Origin of the sequence: Cutibacterium avidum ATCC 25577, assembly GCF_000227295.1 — a bacterium.
GTDB lineage: Bacteria > Actinomycetota > Actinomycetes > Propionibacteriales > Propionibacteriaceae > Cutibacterium > Cutibacterium avidum.
Genome location: NZ_JH165054.1, coordinates 2,066,033 through 2,080,546 on the forward strand (window position 1 = coordinate 2,066,033; position 14,514 = coordinate 2,080,546).

Sequence of the window (14,514 nt, forward strand, 5' to 3'; positions counted from 1 at the left end):
GTTTAGCGGTGCCCAGCCACTTGTGGTCACTGCTCATCGCAGCATCAACCCAGCACGACGGGAACCCCAAAAGCTCCCAACAGGATCGTCACGACGATCGAGACGGTACCCGGAATGACGAAGGGATGATTGAAGACGATGCGTCCAACTCGCGTCGAGCCGGTGTCGTCCATCTCCATAGCGGCAACCGTCGTAGGGTAGTTCGGCAGCAGATAGTAATTGGCCACTGCCGGGTAACAAGCCAGCATCACCGCGGGCGACACACCAATCTTGGCCACCACCGGCATGAAGGCAACGGTGGTCGCAGCGTGAGAGAACATCAGTGGCGCAGCCAGATACAGGATCACCGACAGGAACCACGGGGCGGAGTGCAGGATCGAGGCGCCAGCATGGGTCAGGACGTCCATGTAGTTATTGACAAACATGTTGCCAAGCCATGCCAGCCCCAGAATGCAGATCGCTGCTGACATTCCGGCCCGAAATGTCGCTTGGGTAGTGAGCTGTTTGACGTCCTCATGCGAGATCATGCAGATGATCATCGCTGTCGTCAACATGATGAGCATGATCGCCGCCGACGACGTCATGGGAGGCTTGGACAGCACACCGACTTCCTCTGACGAAATGGTGGCGTAACCGACCACCACGACAAGGGCGATCAGGAAGGCGACAAGGCTGGGTACGGCCGACCGCTTTGGCTTCCAGGCGGTGTCGCCGACAGCCGCATTGTGGCTCACCAAGCCCTTGGCCTCGCGTTCCTGGTAGACCGGGTCATCCTCGAGATCCTTGCCCTGGTGCGATGCCACAACCGCACCAACAGCGCACCCGATAAAGGTGGTAGGAATCGTCACCGCAAGAATCTTGAGATATCCCACCCCCAGCGGCTCCAGAACTCCGACCAACGCCAATGTCGCTGCCGAAATCGGTGAGGATGCAACCGCAACCTGGGACGCAACAACGGCTATGGACAACGGTCTCGACGGTCTGATCTTGTGCTCCTTCGCCACTTCGACGATGACTGGCAACACAGAATACGCGGTATGTCCAGTGCCACACAGCAAGGAGAGGAGGAACGTTGATAACGGCGCAAGATAATTGATGTGGTTCGGGTGCTTGCGCAGCATGACCTCAGTCAGGTGCACCAAGTAGTCCATGCCACCTGCAAGTTGGAGGGCTGCGATGGCGCAGATGACGGTCATGATGATTCCGATGACCGTCCAGGGAATGTCCTCAGCCACTTTCGTGTGGAGACCAGTGGCCGCGAGGACAATACATCCCGCGCCTCCCGCGAGCCCAACACCAACTCCACCGAGGCGCGAGCCGATGATGATGAAGATGATGGCCACAGCAAGGTGGAACCAGATCATTGCTGCAGCCTCCCCACAGCGGATTCTCCATCAATCTTGGCGTTGTATCCGCCACCGGGCTGTCGTATGTGATCCAGCATGGCCTGCTCCTATCCGCCCAGGGCCGCGACATTCTTGCCCTGGCACCTCAGCGACGATAGCGAATACATTTTTTCACTACTACGATCTACCGTAACTTCTCATACACGAATTGTCGTGGGAACAACTGTGCATGCCGTCGCATCGCTTAAGGCCAGTCACCTAGGCAGCACACCGAGTGCACCTCACAGCGTCACCGCGAGGCAGCATTAACGAGCCGTGAGCAAGCCCTCTCAGGCGTCGATCTGTTCGGCGTCGAGACGGTAGGCCCCCTCGACGATGAACTGCTTGCGCGGGGCCACGTCGTTGCCCATGAGGATCTCGAAGGTGCTCTCGGCCTCGGCGGCGTCGTCGACGGTGATGCGACGCAAGGTGCGATGTCGCGGGTCCATCGTCGTCTCCTTGAGCTGGGAGGCGTCCATCTCACCCAGACCCTTGTACCGCTGCGGTTCCTTGAACCGCACCCCCTTCTTGGTCAACTGGGCGGCGGTGCGCTGGTACTCGGCGTCAGTGTAGGTGTAGAGGTATTTGTCCATCCCGCGCTTGGGATTGATGAGCTCGAAGCGATGCAGCGGAGGCACGGCCGAGAACACCCGGCCCGCTTCCACCATCGGGCGCATGTAGCGGAAGAAGAGGGTTGCCAGCAAGCAGCGGATGTGGGCGCCGTCGGAGTCGGCGTCAGCCATGAAGATGACCTTGCCGTAGCGAGCCTGGTCGAGGTAGAACGTCTTTCCCGACCCGGCCCCGACAACCTGGAGGATCGACGCGCACTCGAGATTCTTGAGCATGGCGCCGAGGTCGGCCTTCTGGACGTTGAGGATCTTGCCTCGGATCGGCAGCAGGGCCTGGTGCTCGGAGTTGCGGGCCACATTGGCCGTTCCCAGGGCGGAGTCACCCTCGACGATGAACAGCTCGGTCACATCGGGATCCGAGGAGCGGCAGTCCTTGAGCTTGGGAGGAAGGTGCGAGGACTCCAGGGCATTCTTGCGGCGCTGGTTCTCCTTGTGAGCGCGGGCCGCGACACGCGTCCGGGAGGCATTGACGACCTTCTCCATGAGGGTGCGTGCCACCGGCTTATCGGCAGCCTTGGCCGAGGTCAGGAAGGCCGCCATCCTCTCCTCGACGATGCGAGCCACCAGACGACGCACCGGCGGGGTGCCCAGCACCTCCTTGGTCTGGCCCTCGAACTGAGGTTCGGCGAGACTCACCGTCACCACGGCCGTCAGGCCCTCCAGGACATCGTCCTTGACGATCTCCTCGGACGACTTGAGGATCCGCGTCCCCTCCAAGCCCGCGTTGAAGGCTCGCAGCAGGCCCTGCTCGAACCCCTGGACGTGGGTGCCTCCCTTGGGAGTGGCGATGATGTTGACGAAGGAACGCACCGTGGTGTCGTACCCGGTGCCCCAGCGCAGGGCGATGTCCACCTCGAGGTCGCGGTCGACGTCGGTCGGCGTCATGCCACCGTTCTCGTCGAGCATCGGAACGGTCTCGGTGAAGGAGGCTCCACCCTGCAACCTCATGACGTCATTGACCGGCTGATCATTGGCGAGGTACTCGGCGAACTCGGAGATACCGCCGTCGAAGCGCATCGTCTCGGAGACGGTCTCGAGGACGTCGCCGGTCTCCGGATCAGTCTGGATCCCACGCTCGTCGGTGATGACGATCTCCAGCCCCGGAACGAGGAAGGCCGTTTGACGAGCACGATCAGCAAGCTTGGACCACGACAGCTTGGCATCAGGCAGGAAGATCTGCCGGTCCGGCCAGTAGCGCACCCGGGTACCGGTGGCTCCGCGCTTGGCCTTGCCGATCTTGCGCACCCCGGACTCGGGGGTGAAGGGGGCATCGGGGCCTTCCCCGTCGAAGGAACCAGGGACACCGCGTCGGAAGCTCATCCCCCACACCGTGGACTTGCGGTCCACCTCGACGTCCAGACGGGAGGAGACGGCATTGACGACCGATGCGCCCACGCCGTGCAGACCGCCTGAGACGTTGTAGGCCCCGCCACCGAACTTTCCGCCGGCATGGAGCTTGGTGTAGACCACCTCGACGCCGCTCAGCCCGGTCCTCGGCTCGACGTCGACCGGAATACCACGTCCCTCGTCGGTGACGAGGATCGACCCACCCTTCTCCAGGGTGACGGTGATACGACGCCCGAACCCGGCCAGCGCCTCGTCGACACCGTTGTCGAAGATCTCCCACAGACAGTGCATGAGGCCGCGGGTGTCGGTCGACCCGATGTACATGGCGGGACGCTTTCGGACGGCTTCAAGACCTTCAAGCACCAAGAGGTTCTTCGCGCCGTACTCACGGCTCGTCGACGCCGTGCGCACTGTGTTTCCGGCACTGGCTGAGGCGTCAGCGACGACGGATGATGGAGTCGAGGTCTTGTCCATGGTCACGCAGACAGCCTATCGGCACGCTCGGACAGGGTTTCGACAAGAATGTTCGTCCCCAGCGGCGTTCATTCCGCGATACTCCTGGGAACATTCCCACGATGACGTACGTTGTTCATACGGTGACCGAACACTTGAACCGGAGGAGGTTGTCATGAGCACCACGATGATCGAGCATCACGCCCTCACCACTGCGGACCGTTGTGATCGTTGCGGCGCACAGGCCTATGTGCGCATCACGCTGCGCAATGGTGGCGAGCTCCTCTTCTGTGCCCACCACGCCAGGGCTCACGAGGACAAGCTGAAGCAGGTGGCCCTGCACATCCAGGACGACACCACGAAACTTTTCTCCCATGCCTGAGGAACCCACGATCATTGGCGTGTCCGGGGTCTACCACCCAGGACGACGCTGCAACGTCGAGTTCGGCCCGCTGGCTGCCCACGCCGTCGAACTGTCCGGTGCCACCGGCACACCCAAGATTGGGTACTTGGCAACAGCCTGCGGCGACCAGGAGGCCCGGCTGGCACAGCGTCAGGAGGCTGCCCGCCTGCGCGGTTGGCGACTCAACCCGCTCACCCTTTTCATGATGCCCAACGTCGATGACGTCGAGGGGTATCTCTTCGATCAGGACCTCATCTGGGTTGACGGCGGGTCAGTCGTCAACCTGCTGGCAGTCTGGCGAGCCCATGGACTTGACGAGATCTTCCGCCGCCTCTGGTTGTCAGGCAAGGTCCTGGGTGGAGTCAGTGCCGGGTCAATGTGCTGGCACGCTGGCGGAGCCACCGACTCCTTCGGGCCGGATCTTCGACCCTGTATCAACGGGTTGGGATTCCTGCCCTGGGGCAATGGCGTCCACTACGGAGTCAACCCACAGCGCCGCGAGTTGCTGTGCCGAATGGTCGGAGAAGGCCTCTTCCCGAAGGCCTACTCGAGCGAGAACGGTGTTGGGATCGTCTATCGAGGTACCGAGGTCAGCGAGTTCGTCTGCGACCGTCCCGACGTGTATGGCTGGGTCACTGAACAGGTCCCCGGCAAGGAAGGTCCGGAAGCCTTCCATGAGGAGCCCATCACACCGCGTCGTCTCCCTGACTGATCCCCTTGTCAGGATTCATTCCTGTGAATCCTGTGAATACCGATACCCTTTGGCCACACCCCCCACACATCAAGGAGGCGTTCTGTGGCCGGGATCATCATTGCCATCGTCGCAATCATCACCGTGGCATGGCTCATCATCGCCAAGGCTCATGCGGCCTCTGCCATCTTCGTCGTCGGCACCATCTTGCTGCTCATCGCCGGGCTCATGGGCAAGGTCAGTGCCAGCACAGTCGAGATCAAGAGCTCGGGCACCGCGCTCTACGACGAGCTGCTCATCATCGAACACATCATCGCCGGACGGTTCTCCGGTATCGGTCTGTCCATCATGGTGCTCTTCGGTTTCGTGGCGTACATGCGTCACATCGGTGCAGACGCTCGCTCCGTCGTCATGCTGTCGGCGCCCCTCAAGAGGTTCCACGGCTCCTACTGGCTGGTTCCCATCACCTTCGTGCTCGGCTCCGTCCTGTCCCTGGTGGTACCTTCAGCCGCTGGCCTGTCCCTGCTGCTCATTGCCACCCTCCTACCCGCACTCATCGCGGCTGGTCTGAGCCCCCTGACGGTGGGAGCGGTCATCGTGACATCCTCGACGATCATGCCGACTCCGCTGGAGGCAGGAATCATCCAGGGTGCCAAACTCACCGACATGACGCCGTCGTCCTTCGTCTTTGGCCACGTCGCCAAGGCCACCGTCCCGACCCTCATCCTCACAAGCCTCGTCCACATGTGGTGGCAGTGGTACATGGATCGCCGTGACGTCAGGGCCGGTCGCGGTCATGATCCCCACGTGACTGCTGACGATCAGGCTGATCGCGCCACTGCTGAGGCCATGGAACGTGCCTCGACGGTGCCCGCCGCCTATGCCCTGCTGCCGATCCTTCCCCTGCTCGTCATCATCGTGACGGCAATCCTCAACCAGTCCGGGGCCATTGGTTTCGAGTTCGGCATCGTCCCGACAACCGTCGTCTGCTCCCTGTTCGCACTCATCTGCGAAATGATCCGCACCCGCTCCGTCACCAGCGTCTTCGACGGCTTCAAGAGCTTCTTCACCGGCATGGGTGACGCTGCTGGCGGCGTCGTCGCCCTCGTCATCGCGGCCAGCGTCCTGGTGGAAGGCATCCAGCAGCTGGGCATCATCACCGCCCTGACCGACGCTGCACGGTCCTCCCACGGGGCCGCCGCCGTGGTGTCATTGAGCTTCGTCGCCGCCACCGCGTTGCTGTCGGTGCTCACCGGTTCCGGTACCGCCCCGTACTTCTCCTTCGCAGAGGTCGTCGGTCACCTGCCCGCCAGCAGCGGGGTTCTCCCGGTGCGCACCCTGACGGCGATCTGGGGCACCTCGAACCTCATGCGTCAGGCCTCACCGGTGTGTGCTGCCGTCCTCATCGTGGCAGGCGCGATCAAGGTGAGCCCGGCGGAGCTCGTGAAGCGCACCGCAGTGCCCATGACCATCGCCACGATATGCAACGCCATCCTGGCGATGCTGTTCATCCAGGTGTGATCGTCATTTGGCTTCGATCGCATCCTCGCGAATGAGCCGCTGGAGTTCCACCCCGCCGAGGGAGTCGTCGACGGCACCATCAGTGTCGTCGACGTGGAACCCGTGGCGCTCATAGAACTTGATCGCGCGGGCGTTGTCAGCAAAGACCCACACATAAGCCGAGCGGTGTCCGATGCAGGCGTTGAGGAGATCGTCCGAGGCCCCGCAGTTACGAGCTTCGGGAAGGACGTGGAGGGTCGCAACCTCCCACGGCGTGGGAGCATCCGGGCTGGTGGAGATGCGTGCCATTGCCACTCCGACGGTCATCATGTCGAGGCGATCGACGAGGATCTTGAAAACCGCACCGTCGTCCATGAACTGCTTCCACTGCTCGATGGTGGTGTGGACGATGCCGGGGCCAGTGACCTCGGTGAGGATGTCGTTGGGGATCACCCCCTGACCGATTTCCCGGAAGCACACTGCCTGAACAGCCGCAGCCTCAGGAAGGTCCTCGCGATGAGCGTCCCTGACGACGAAACGACCGGGAGCGGTGGCCGGGTCGTGCGCCGGTCTTGACGGCATGTCAACATTGACTGACGTATCCATGACCTGATCCTACCGGTCCGGGGCCTCACAGAGGCCCGGTTCGCAACGGTCGAATTGTCGAACCAGTCCAGACACCATGGCAAACAGTTGAGGAAGGACTCCTCCCAACATGTCCTCACGCACGCCGCAATGGCCTGCCCGTCGCCGGCGTCCGTCTGTCTGATCCGAATAGTCACCGATCCCTCCTGCACCATGATCCCACCGACCACAGCCCTTGAGTACGGTGGACGCGTGGCAGACACGAAAGGCTCTCGTCATTCCTGGCTACGCACCGCTTCTGGTCTCGTGGGTCTGGTACTGGCCGTTCCGGTGCTGGCGTGGTCAGTGGCTGCGATCCTGCCGTCCCACCATGCCCTGACCCTCGTCTCCTCCGTTCTGGCGGGTTCGTTGGCCGTACCGGCATTGGTCATTGCCGCCATTGCCCTCATCCTCGCCCTTCTGGGACGAGGTGGCCTACGAATGACGGCGGTCGTCATCTCGGTGATGGCCCTCATCATTCCGACATCCGTCACAGCGTCGACGACGTGGGTGACCGATCGGGCCGGTGGATGGATCAACGTCTTCTCAGCCGCTGCGGTGTCATCGATGGCAGATCATCCTGACGAGACGGTCCGGTATGGATCTGGACCCGACGAGACGGCCCAGATCTATCGTCCGCGAAACCACGATGCCCCGGTTCTGGTCGACATTCACGGCGGAGGATGGAACACCAATGCCACCATGCCTGCCACCCTGAGGTGGTTTTCCGACCATGGCTGGTTGGTCATCCGTCCCTCGTACACCCTGGCATCCAAAGGTCACCCCACCTGGGACATCGCACCGAAGCAGGTGGCGTGTGCCTGGGCCTGGAGCCTGTCTCACGCCAAGGAGCTCGGTGGCGACCCGTCCCGAGTGTCGATCATGGGAGATTCCGCTGGCGGTGGGATGGCCATCAACCTGGCCTACGGCGCCGCGAGTGGGAAGCTGACGAGTTCCTGCGGACCGGTGCGAGCCCCGAAATCAGTTCTCGCCCTGTATCCGACGGTGGATGTCGCAGCCGTCCAGTCAGTCACCACCCTGGGAGCGGGAAATGCCGCGACGAAGTACACCGGTGGCACCCCACAACAATTCCCTGATCGCTACCGCGCCGTAAACAGTTCCACCTGGATCACAGCCAAGGCTCCTCCGACGATGGTGATCCAGGGTAATCACGACACCTTCGTTCCGCCATCGAGTGTGCGAGACTTCGTTGCTCGCGCTCGCCAGGCCGGGGCGGACATCACGCACGTGCAATTGCCAATGCTCAACCATGCCTTCGACGCCCAGGCGCGAAACTCATTGGGATTCCAGGCCGTCACCAGTCTCGGGCAGACCTTCCTCAGTGAGCACCAGTGATCCGCCGGTGAGCACCCGGGCCAAGGCCTCGAGATCCCCGGCGATGTCGGTGTCCTTGTTCTGGATCCACCTCATCTGCAAGCCCTCGGCCGCCGCCACCGCCAGCCGCACGGCCTGCTCGTCATCGATCCTCAGTGCCATCCTGACAACCTCGTGGACTCGTTGGCGGTGCCTTTCCATGAAAGCATGTGCAGGATGATTGGGGTCGGCGGCCGCCACACTCATGTCGACGAAGAGTTTCGTCAGCCCCGGGGTGCGGGTTGTCCCAGCCATGTATGCCCAGACATGATCGGGGTCGGTGAGCGCGCCGCCGTCGACGGCGTGAGCGTCACGAGCCTCCAGGATGGCGACGAAGAGCTCGTCCATCGTCCCGAAATAATGCAACACGCCAGCCTCGGTGAGACCGACCTCAGCGGCAATGGCAGCCAGGGTGGGTCGTTCACCGGAACTTGCGCCGTAGAGCCGCAGCGCGACGTCAAGGATCTCGGCTCTGCGAGCAACCCCCTTGGCGTATGGTCCACGTCGAGCCGAAGTTTTCGTCGTCACTGCCATGGGCCCAACGATAGAGGGAAAACGCGGACTGCCTTCCCCTGGCCTACCAATGAATACTGAGCCATGCTAGGTTTTAGATGTGCTCCGGGCCGACAAAGGAGTTCTCATGAGTGCCCTCTTCCAGCTCACCTCAAGCAACCCGCGTGTCGTCGATCCAGTCGAGTTGGCTGCCGAGGATTGCGAGTGGATCGACGCGGTGGTACCGGGTGGAGTCCACGAAAGCCTCATTTCGGCCGGGGTGATTGATCACCCCTACCTGAGGAACCACGAGAAGGACTGTCGCTGGGTCGAGGACTGCGCCTGGTGGTATCGCGGGACCCTAGCTGTGCCGAGTGGGGAGGATCCCCTCGTCCTGTCCTTGACAGGAGTCGACACGGTCGCGGACATCTGGGTCGACGGAGAGCATGTCGGACGTCATGCGAGCCAGTACCGTCCCTTCTCGACCATCCTTCCACCCATTGACGGGGACCAGGCCGAGGTCCTCATTCGTTTCGCTCCCCCATTGGACGGTCTCACCGAGCCGCCTGCCACACGGGCCATGGTCAATGCCGTGAGCGACTTCCTCAATGCGACGGCTCCACAGGAGCTCGACACCGAGCCCGGCGCCGGGATCCTCACCCTCGATCTGGCTGCGACTCGATGTCGCAAGGGAATGTTCTCGTGGGGGTGGGATTTCGCCCCGCGCGTTCCCTCCATCGGACTGACGGGGACGGTAGAACTGTCCCGACGCGCTCCTGTCGAGCTCACTCATCGCGTCGAGACCGTCTCCATCTCCGGGGACTCCGCCTCGGTCAACGTCATCGTGGCCGTCACCCACCATGACGGCCCTCGGCCTCTCGACGTCGACGTCTCCCTGACCTCGCCCACCGGAGAGCACACCGGTGGCCATGCCCGCATCCGCGACGGGGTGGCCACGGTCGAGCTGCACATCGAGCATCCGCAGCTGTGGTGGACCCACGATCTCGGCGAGCCGTCGTTGTATCGTCTCGAGGTCAACGCCCATGACAAGGACGCCAACACCATCGCCACGGAGTCCGGGACGGCCGGCATCCGGACGATCGAGGTCGACCATTCCCCCGATCCCGAGGATCCCGAGTACGACGGGCCCGCTCGTCACTTCCGCTTCATCCTCAACGGCGTGCCGGTCTTCGCCCGGGGCGCCAACCTCGTTCCGCAGTCGATGTTGGTGGGCTCGGTGACCCCGGAACAGGATCGCGATCTCGTACGCGCCTGCCGCAACGGCGGAATGACGATGGTGCGCGTCTGGGGTGGCGGGATCTACGCCTCCGATACCTTCATGGACGCCTGCGACGAGAACGGCATCCTCGTCTGGCACGACTTCATGTTCGCCTGCATCGACTACCCCGGTGACGACCAGGAATTCATGTCTGAGGTGCGTACCGAGGCCGATTACCAGACCCGTCGTCTGGCCAGTCACCCGAGCCTTGCGCTGTGGGCCGGCGGCAACGAGGTGCAGGCCATGCACCAGGCTGTCTGGAACAACCTGAACCCTGGCCAGTGGGGATCGGAAATCTTTGACGAGATCTTGCCCGCGGCCGTTCGTCGCAACTGTCCCACCGTGGATTACTGGGCCAACAGCCCTGCCACCGACGCCGACACAGACCCGCGTGTCAATGGCACCGGTGTCGGCGATCGTCATGCCTGGGAGGTCTGGCACGGAGCCGACGTCGGAGCCGGAACCCACGAGGACTATGCCAGCCCGGCCGAGGCCATGCACTTCCACCGCTATCGCCATGACACTGGGCGTTTCATCAGCGAGTTCGGCATCCACGCCAGCGCCGATCTGCCCACCCTCGCGAGGTGGCTCGGCAGGGACCATCTGAAGCTCGACGATCCGGTGCTCATCGCGCGCAACAAGGACACTCCGAAGGCCAAGGGGATGGCCCTCCTCGAGTACGAGGTCGGGAGACCCACCTCGCTCCAGTCCTACGTCACCTCCACCCAGGTGGTACAGGCTGAAGGGCTCAAGTACGGCATCGAGCACTATCGACGTCGTTGGCCGCACTGCGCCGGCACCTTGGTCTGGCAGCTCAATGAACCCTGGCCAGGGATGACGTGGTCTCTTCTCGATCATGATCTCGGGGCCAAACCGGGCTATTACGCCGCGGCTCGAGCCTTCGCTCCGGCCCTACCCATCCTGCGACTGACTGACGAAGCCCTGGAATTGTGGGTCAGCAACGTCCAGCCAACTCGCGTCACCGACACGGTGACCGTCAGCATCGAGGGATTTAACGGCACTGTTGAGCAGACGCACGAGGTCAAGGTCTCCGTGCCGGCATCCACGTCAGAGAAGGTGTGGTCGGTACCGCGTGCCCAGGTGCCGGTAAACGGCGGCCATTACGTGTGGGTTGAAGGGGCAATGCTGCCGAGCAACCGGCTCTTCCTGACACACATAGCCGACCTCGTCCTGCCCGACCCCGAACTCGATGTCGAGGTGACGCCGACGGGAACCACGACGGCAAAGGTCCGGGTGAGGGCCTCGAAGTTCGCCTATTTCGTCCGCGTTCTGACGCCGTGGCCCGGCGTCAGAGCTGACGTCTCGGCCCTCGACGTGCGACCGGGGAAGACTGTTGTCATGAACCTCGAAGGGCTACCCGGCGGGTTCAATCCTGACGAGATCACCGTCCGCCACTTCCTTGACGATGTCAAACGGTGATGTCTTGATCACTCAGACATGATGAAGGGGCGCCCGATCGGGCGCCCCTTCATGCGTCGTGATGATTCCTCAGTCGAGGTAATCGCGCAGCACCTGGGAGCGGCTCGGGTGGCGCAGTTTCGACATCGTCTTGGACTCGATCTGGCGAATGCGCTCACGGGTGACGCCGTACACCTTGCCGATCTCGTCGAGGGTCTTCGGCTGGCCGTCGGTCAGGCCGAATCGCATCGAGACGACGCCGGCCTCGCGCTCGGACAGGGTGTCGAGGACGTCGTGGAGCTGCTCCTGCAGGAGGGTGAAGTTGACGGCGTCGGCCGGCACGATGGCCTCGGAATCCTCGATGAGATCGCCGAACTCAGAGTCGCCGTCCTCGCCCAGTGGGGTGTGCAGGGAAATCGGCTCACGGCCGTACTTCTGCACCTCGACGACCTTCTCAGCGGTCATGTCAAGTTCCTTGGCCAGCTCCTCCGGGGTGGGTTCGCGTCCCAAGTCCTGGAGCATCTGACGCTGCACTCGGGCCAGCTTGTTGATGACCTCGACCATGTGCACCGGAATACGGATGGTGCGGGCCTGGTCAGCCATGGCTCGGGTGATGGCCTGCTTGATCCACCACGTCGCGTAGGTCGAGAACTTGTAACCCTTGGTGTAATCGAACTTCTCGACGGCACGGATGAGGCCGAGGTTCCCTTCCTGGATGAGGTCGAGGAAGAGCATGCCGCGGCCGGTGTAGCGCTTGGCCAGGGACACCACCAGACGGAGGTTGGCCTCCAGCAGGTGGTTCTTGGCGGCCTTGCCGTCCTCGGCGATCCACTCGTAGTCCTCGCGATCCTTCTCTGGGATCTTGGCGTCCGGGGCGGCCAGCTGCTCACCGGCGAACAGGCCAGCCTCGATGCGCTTGGCGAGGTCAACCTCCTCGACAGCATTCAGCAGGGCCACTTTGCCGATCTGCTTGAGGTAATCCTTGACGGGGTCGGCGGTGGCACCCGCGACCATGACGGTCTGCTCGGGTTCGTCGGCGTCATCATTGTCGGACAGGGAGAACCCCTCGGTCTCCTTGTTGATCTGCTGCTCGTCCTTGGCGGCCTCGTCCGGGTTGTAGTCCCGGTCGTCGACGTCGTCGAGGGAACGCTTCTTGCCGCCAACGATCAGCACGACGTCGTCGCCGTCGCGCTCCACCGTCACGTCAACCGCTCCGGAAGCAGCCTCGGCGATGGTGGTTTCCTTCTTGGCCTTCGCCCTGGTGGTCGACTTCTTGGCCGTGGACTTCCTAGTACCAGTGGACTTGGTTCCGGACGGCTTCGTCGTCGACTTGGTTCTGGAAGTCTTCGAACCGGAGGTCTTCGTCGTCCCCCCTGCGGTCGTCTTGGTGGACTTCGCACCAGTCTTGACACCAGCAGCCTTCTTGACTGCGGGAGCCTTGGCCTCGTCGGCAGACTTCCTGGCCGACGACTTCGTGGTCGACGAAGAGCTCGTCTTCGTCGTGGTCTTCTTGGCTCGGCCGGTAGTACCGGTCTTGGCAGAGGTGGAACGTGTGCTCTTCCTCGCGGTGGCTGTCTTCGCCTCCTCGTCTGCAGCGGTGTTTGCAGTGCTGGACGTGGTGGTCGACACGGGTATCCTCTCCAAGGACTGACCAGTCCTTCAGTGCTGTCCCCTTCAAAATGGGTCCGGGAGAACCGGCGAACACACGCCTTACGGACCCAAGGGCATACGACGCCCGGCAGGCGTCAAGACCTTGTGCCAATTGTGGCACCCCGTGACCGATGACACAAACTGGGTCCCCCTCTCACCCTCCTGCCATGGAATGGCTGCACTGCGCAACTGTGTAAGACCACAGTCTGATCCTCCGCCTTCGCCCACGACTGCAGGCACTCTTCCGCTGATGAGGGATGACATTCGATCCCTTCGGGCGTTGATATAGGTGTCAGCCAGTCAGACGGAGAAAGGCGAAGCACATGGACACCAAGTCCCGGGTTCGTACCACCGATGGCATTGATGGAAAGGACGCGGTCGGCCTCTACCTGGACGGAATCGCCCGCACCCCACTGCTCAATGCCGCAGAGGAGGTTGCGTTGGCCCGCCGGATCGAAGCGGGTGTGTTTGCACGCGCCGTTCTCGAGGGTCAGGCCGAGACCAAGTCGGATGCCACTAAAGAGGAGCTCCATCTCATCGCGGCTGACGGTGACGAGGCAATGGCCCACTTCGTGCGCGCCAACCTGCGCCTGGTCGTGTCGGTGGCCCGAAAGTACGGCCGCTCCCAGATGCCGCTTCTTGACCTCGTGCAGGAAGGCAATACCGGCCTCATTCGCGCCGTCGAGAAGTTCGACTACGCCAAGGGCTTCAAGTTCTCGACCTACGCCACCTGGTGGGTTCGTCAGGCCATCAGCCGTGGCATTGCTCAACAGGGCCGCATCGTCCGCCTCCCGGTGCACGTCGCCGAACAGGTAAACCAAGTCTCAGCCGCTCGCCGCAACCTCGAGCGCCAGCTGGGCCGCGAGCCCGAGACCGCTGAGATCGCTGATGAGCTGGAGATCACCGAGGAGCGCGTCATCGAGCTCATCCGCTTCGGACGCGACCACGTCTCCCTCGACGCCCCGGTCGAGGACGACGGAGACACCAGCCTGGGTGACCTCATTGCCCGTGAGACCTCCCCCGGCCCCGACGACATCGTCCTGGACGCCGAGGACCGCGGTCGTCTCGAGGGTCTGCTCGACGATCTTGACGAGCGTTCCGCCGACGTCGTCCGTCGTCGCTACGGACTTGTTGACGGCCGCCAGGCCAAGCTCGCTGACATCGGCAAGGTGTGGGGAATCACCGCTGAGCGCGTCCGTCAGATCGAGCGTGCCGCCCTGGCCACCATGCGTCAGCGCAACCTGGCCACCATGGCTGCTTGATCCCGA

The 14,514-nt window shown here is 62.9% G+C and carries 11 protein-coding genes; 6 read left to right on the forward strand and 5 right to left on the reverse strand.

All coding sequences use genetic code 11. The features are described 5' to 3' along the window. Positions 1-44: 44 nt before the first annotated feature. Together HMPREF9153_RS09265 and HMPREF9153_RS09270 are read right to left on the reverse strand one after the other, a co-directional pair. Positions 45-1,364 carry an anaerobic C4-dicarboxylate transporter family protein gene (locus tag HMPREF9153_RS09265; RefSeq protein ID WP_004811510.1) on the reverse strand — a complete coding sequence of 440 codons (1,320 nt, stop codon included), beginning with the start codon at positions 1,362-1,364 and terminating at the stop codon, positions 45-47. 311 nt (positions 1,365-1,675) lie between these two features. Continuing rightward, on the reverse strand, positions 1,676-3,835 hold the full coding sequence (locus HMPREF9153_RS09270; protein ID WP_023032648.1) for a DNA gyrase/topoisomerase IV subunit B: 2,160 nt from the start codon (positions 3,833-3,835) through the stop codon (positions 1,676-1,678). Between the two features lie 154 nt (positions 3,836-3,989). Between HMPREF9153_RS09270 and HMPREF9153_RS09275 the strand changes: the two genes are divergently transcribed. The 3 genes from HMPREF9153_RS09275 to dcuC all read left to right on the forward strand — a co-directional run bounded on the left by HMPREF9153_RS09275 (position 3,990) and on the right by dcuC (position 6,429). After that, the gene (locus HMPREF9153_RS09275; RefSeq protein WP_004811514.1) at positions 3,990-4,196 is read left to right on the forward strand and encodes a DUF7455 domain-containing protein; all 207 of its coding nucleotides are present in this window, start codon (positions 3,990-3,992) and stop codon (positions 4,194-4,196) included. Then, entirely contained in the window at positions 4,189-4,929 is a 741-nt protein-coding gene (locus HMPREF9153_RS09280; RefSeq protein ID WP_004811516.1) for a Type 1 glutamine amidotransferase-like domain-containing protein, read from the forward strand. The genes HMPREF9153_RS09275 and HMPREF9153_RS09280 overlap by 8 nt, the downstream gene beginning before the upstream one ends. Before the next feature lie 84 nt (positions 4,930-5,013). After that, positions 5,014-6,429 carry a C4-dicarboxylate transporter DcuC gene (gene dcuC / locus HMPREF9153_RS09285; protein ID WP_004811521.1) on the forward strand — a complete coding sequence of 472 codons (1,416 nt, stop codon included), beginning with the start codon at positions 5,014-5,016 and terminating at the stop codon, positions 6,427-6,429. A 3-nt stretch (positions 6,430-6,432) separates the two neighbouring features. On the opposite strand, the gene HMPREF9153_RS09290 is transcribed toward dcuC, so the two are convergent. Next, the gene (locus HMPREF9153_RS09290) at positions 6,433-7,014 is read right to left on the reverse strand and encodes a GNAT family N-acetyltransferase (protein WP_004811524.1); all 582 of its coding nucleotides are present in this window, start codon (positions 7,012-7,014) and stop codon (positions 6,433-6,435) included. Positions 7,015-7,206: 192 nt separating this feature from the next. Between HMPREF9153_RS09290 and HMPREF9153_RS09295 the strand changes: the two genes are divergently transcribed. Beyond that, positions 7,207-8,388, forward strand: a complete 1,182-nt coding sequence (locus tag HMPREF9153_RS09295; RefSeq protein WP_036980146.1) for an alpha/beta hydrolase — start codon at positions 7,207-7,209, stop codon at positions 8,386-8,388. Here the strand turns inward: HMPREF9153_RS09295 and HMPREF9153_RS09300 are convergent. Further along, a complete protein-coding gene (locus HMPREF9153_RS09300; protein ID WP_004811526.1) occupies positions 8,329-8,940 on the reverse strand; it encodes a TetR/AcrR family transcriptional regulator in 612 nt (203 codons plus the stop codon). The genes HMPREF9153_RS09295 and HMPREF9153_RS09300 overlap by 60 nt on opposite strands. Before the next feature lie 106 nt (positions 8,941-9,046). On the opposite strand from HMPREF9153_RS09300, the gene HMPREF9153_RS09305 reads away from it, so the two are divergent. After that, on the forward strand, positions 9,047-11,617 hold the full coding sequence (locus tag HMPREF9153_RS09305; RefSeq protein WP_004811527.1) for a glycoside hydrolase family 2 protein: 2,571 nt from the start codon (positions 9,047-9,049) through the stop codon (positions 11,615-11,617). Positions 11,618-11,686: 69 nt separating this feature from the next. On the opposite strand, the gene HMPREF9153_RS09310 is transcribed toward HMPREF9153_RS09305, so the two are convergent. After that, positions 11,687-13,240, reverse strand: a complete 1,554-nt coding sequence (locus HMPREF9153_RS09310; protein ID WP_036979777.1) for an RNA polymerase sigma factor — start codon at positions 13,238-13,240, stop codon at positions 11,687-11,689. Between the two features lie 329 nt (positions 13,241-13,569). Between HMPREF9153_RS09310 and HMPREF9153_RS09315 the strand changes: the two genes are divergently transcribed. Then, positions 13,570-14,508: a sigma-70 family RNA polymerase sigma factor gene (locus HMPREF9153_RS09315; RefSeq protein ID WP_004811533.1), complete on the forward strand. Its 939-nt coding sequence runs from the start codon at positions 13,570-13,572 to the stop codon at positions 14,506-14,508. The last annotated feature ends 6 nt before the right edge of the window (positions 14,509-14,514 follow it).

Bases quoted from the DNA above. Each gene is read 5' to 3' on its own strand.
- HMPREF9153_RS09265 (WP_004811510.1), bottom strand. From the start codon at position 1,364: ATGATCTGGTTCCACCTTGCTGTGGCCATCATCTTCATCATCATCGGC.
- HMPREF9153_RS09270 (WP_023032648.1), bottom strand. From the start codon at position 3,835: ATGGACAAGACCTCGACTCCATCATCCGTCGTCGCTGACGCCTCAGCC.
- HMPREF9153_RS09275 (WP_004811514.1), top strand. From the start codon at position 3,990: ATGAGCACCACGATGATCGAGCATCACGCCCTCACCACTGCGGACCGT.
- HMPREF9153_RS09280 (WP_004811516.1), top strand. From the start codon at position 4,189: ATGCCTGAGGAACCCACGATCATTGGCGTGTCCGGGGTCTACCACCCA.
- HMPREF9153_RS09290 (WP_004811524.1), bottom strand. From the start codon at position 7,014: ATGGATACGTCAGTCAATGTTGACATGCCGTCAAGACCGGCGCACGAC.
- HMPREF9153_RS09295 (WP_036980146.1), top strand. From the start codon at position 7,207: ATGATCCCACCGACCACAGCCCTTGAGTACGGTGGACGCGTGGCAGAC.
- HMPREF9153_RS09300 (WP_004811526.1), bottom strand. From the start codon at position 8,940: ATGGCAGTGACGACGAAAACTTCGGCTCGACGTGGACCATACGCCAAG.
- HMPREF9153_RS09305 (WP_004811527.1), top strand. From the start codon at position 9,047: ATGAGTGCCCTCTTCCAGCTCACCTCAAGCAACCCGCGTGTCGTCGAT.
- HMPREF9153_RS09315 (WP_004811533.1), top strand. From the start codon at position 13,570: ATGGACACCAAGTCCCGGGTTCGTACCACCGATGGCATTGATGGAAAG.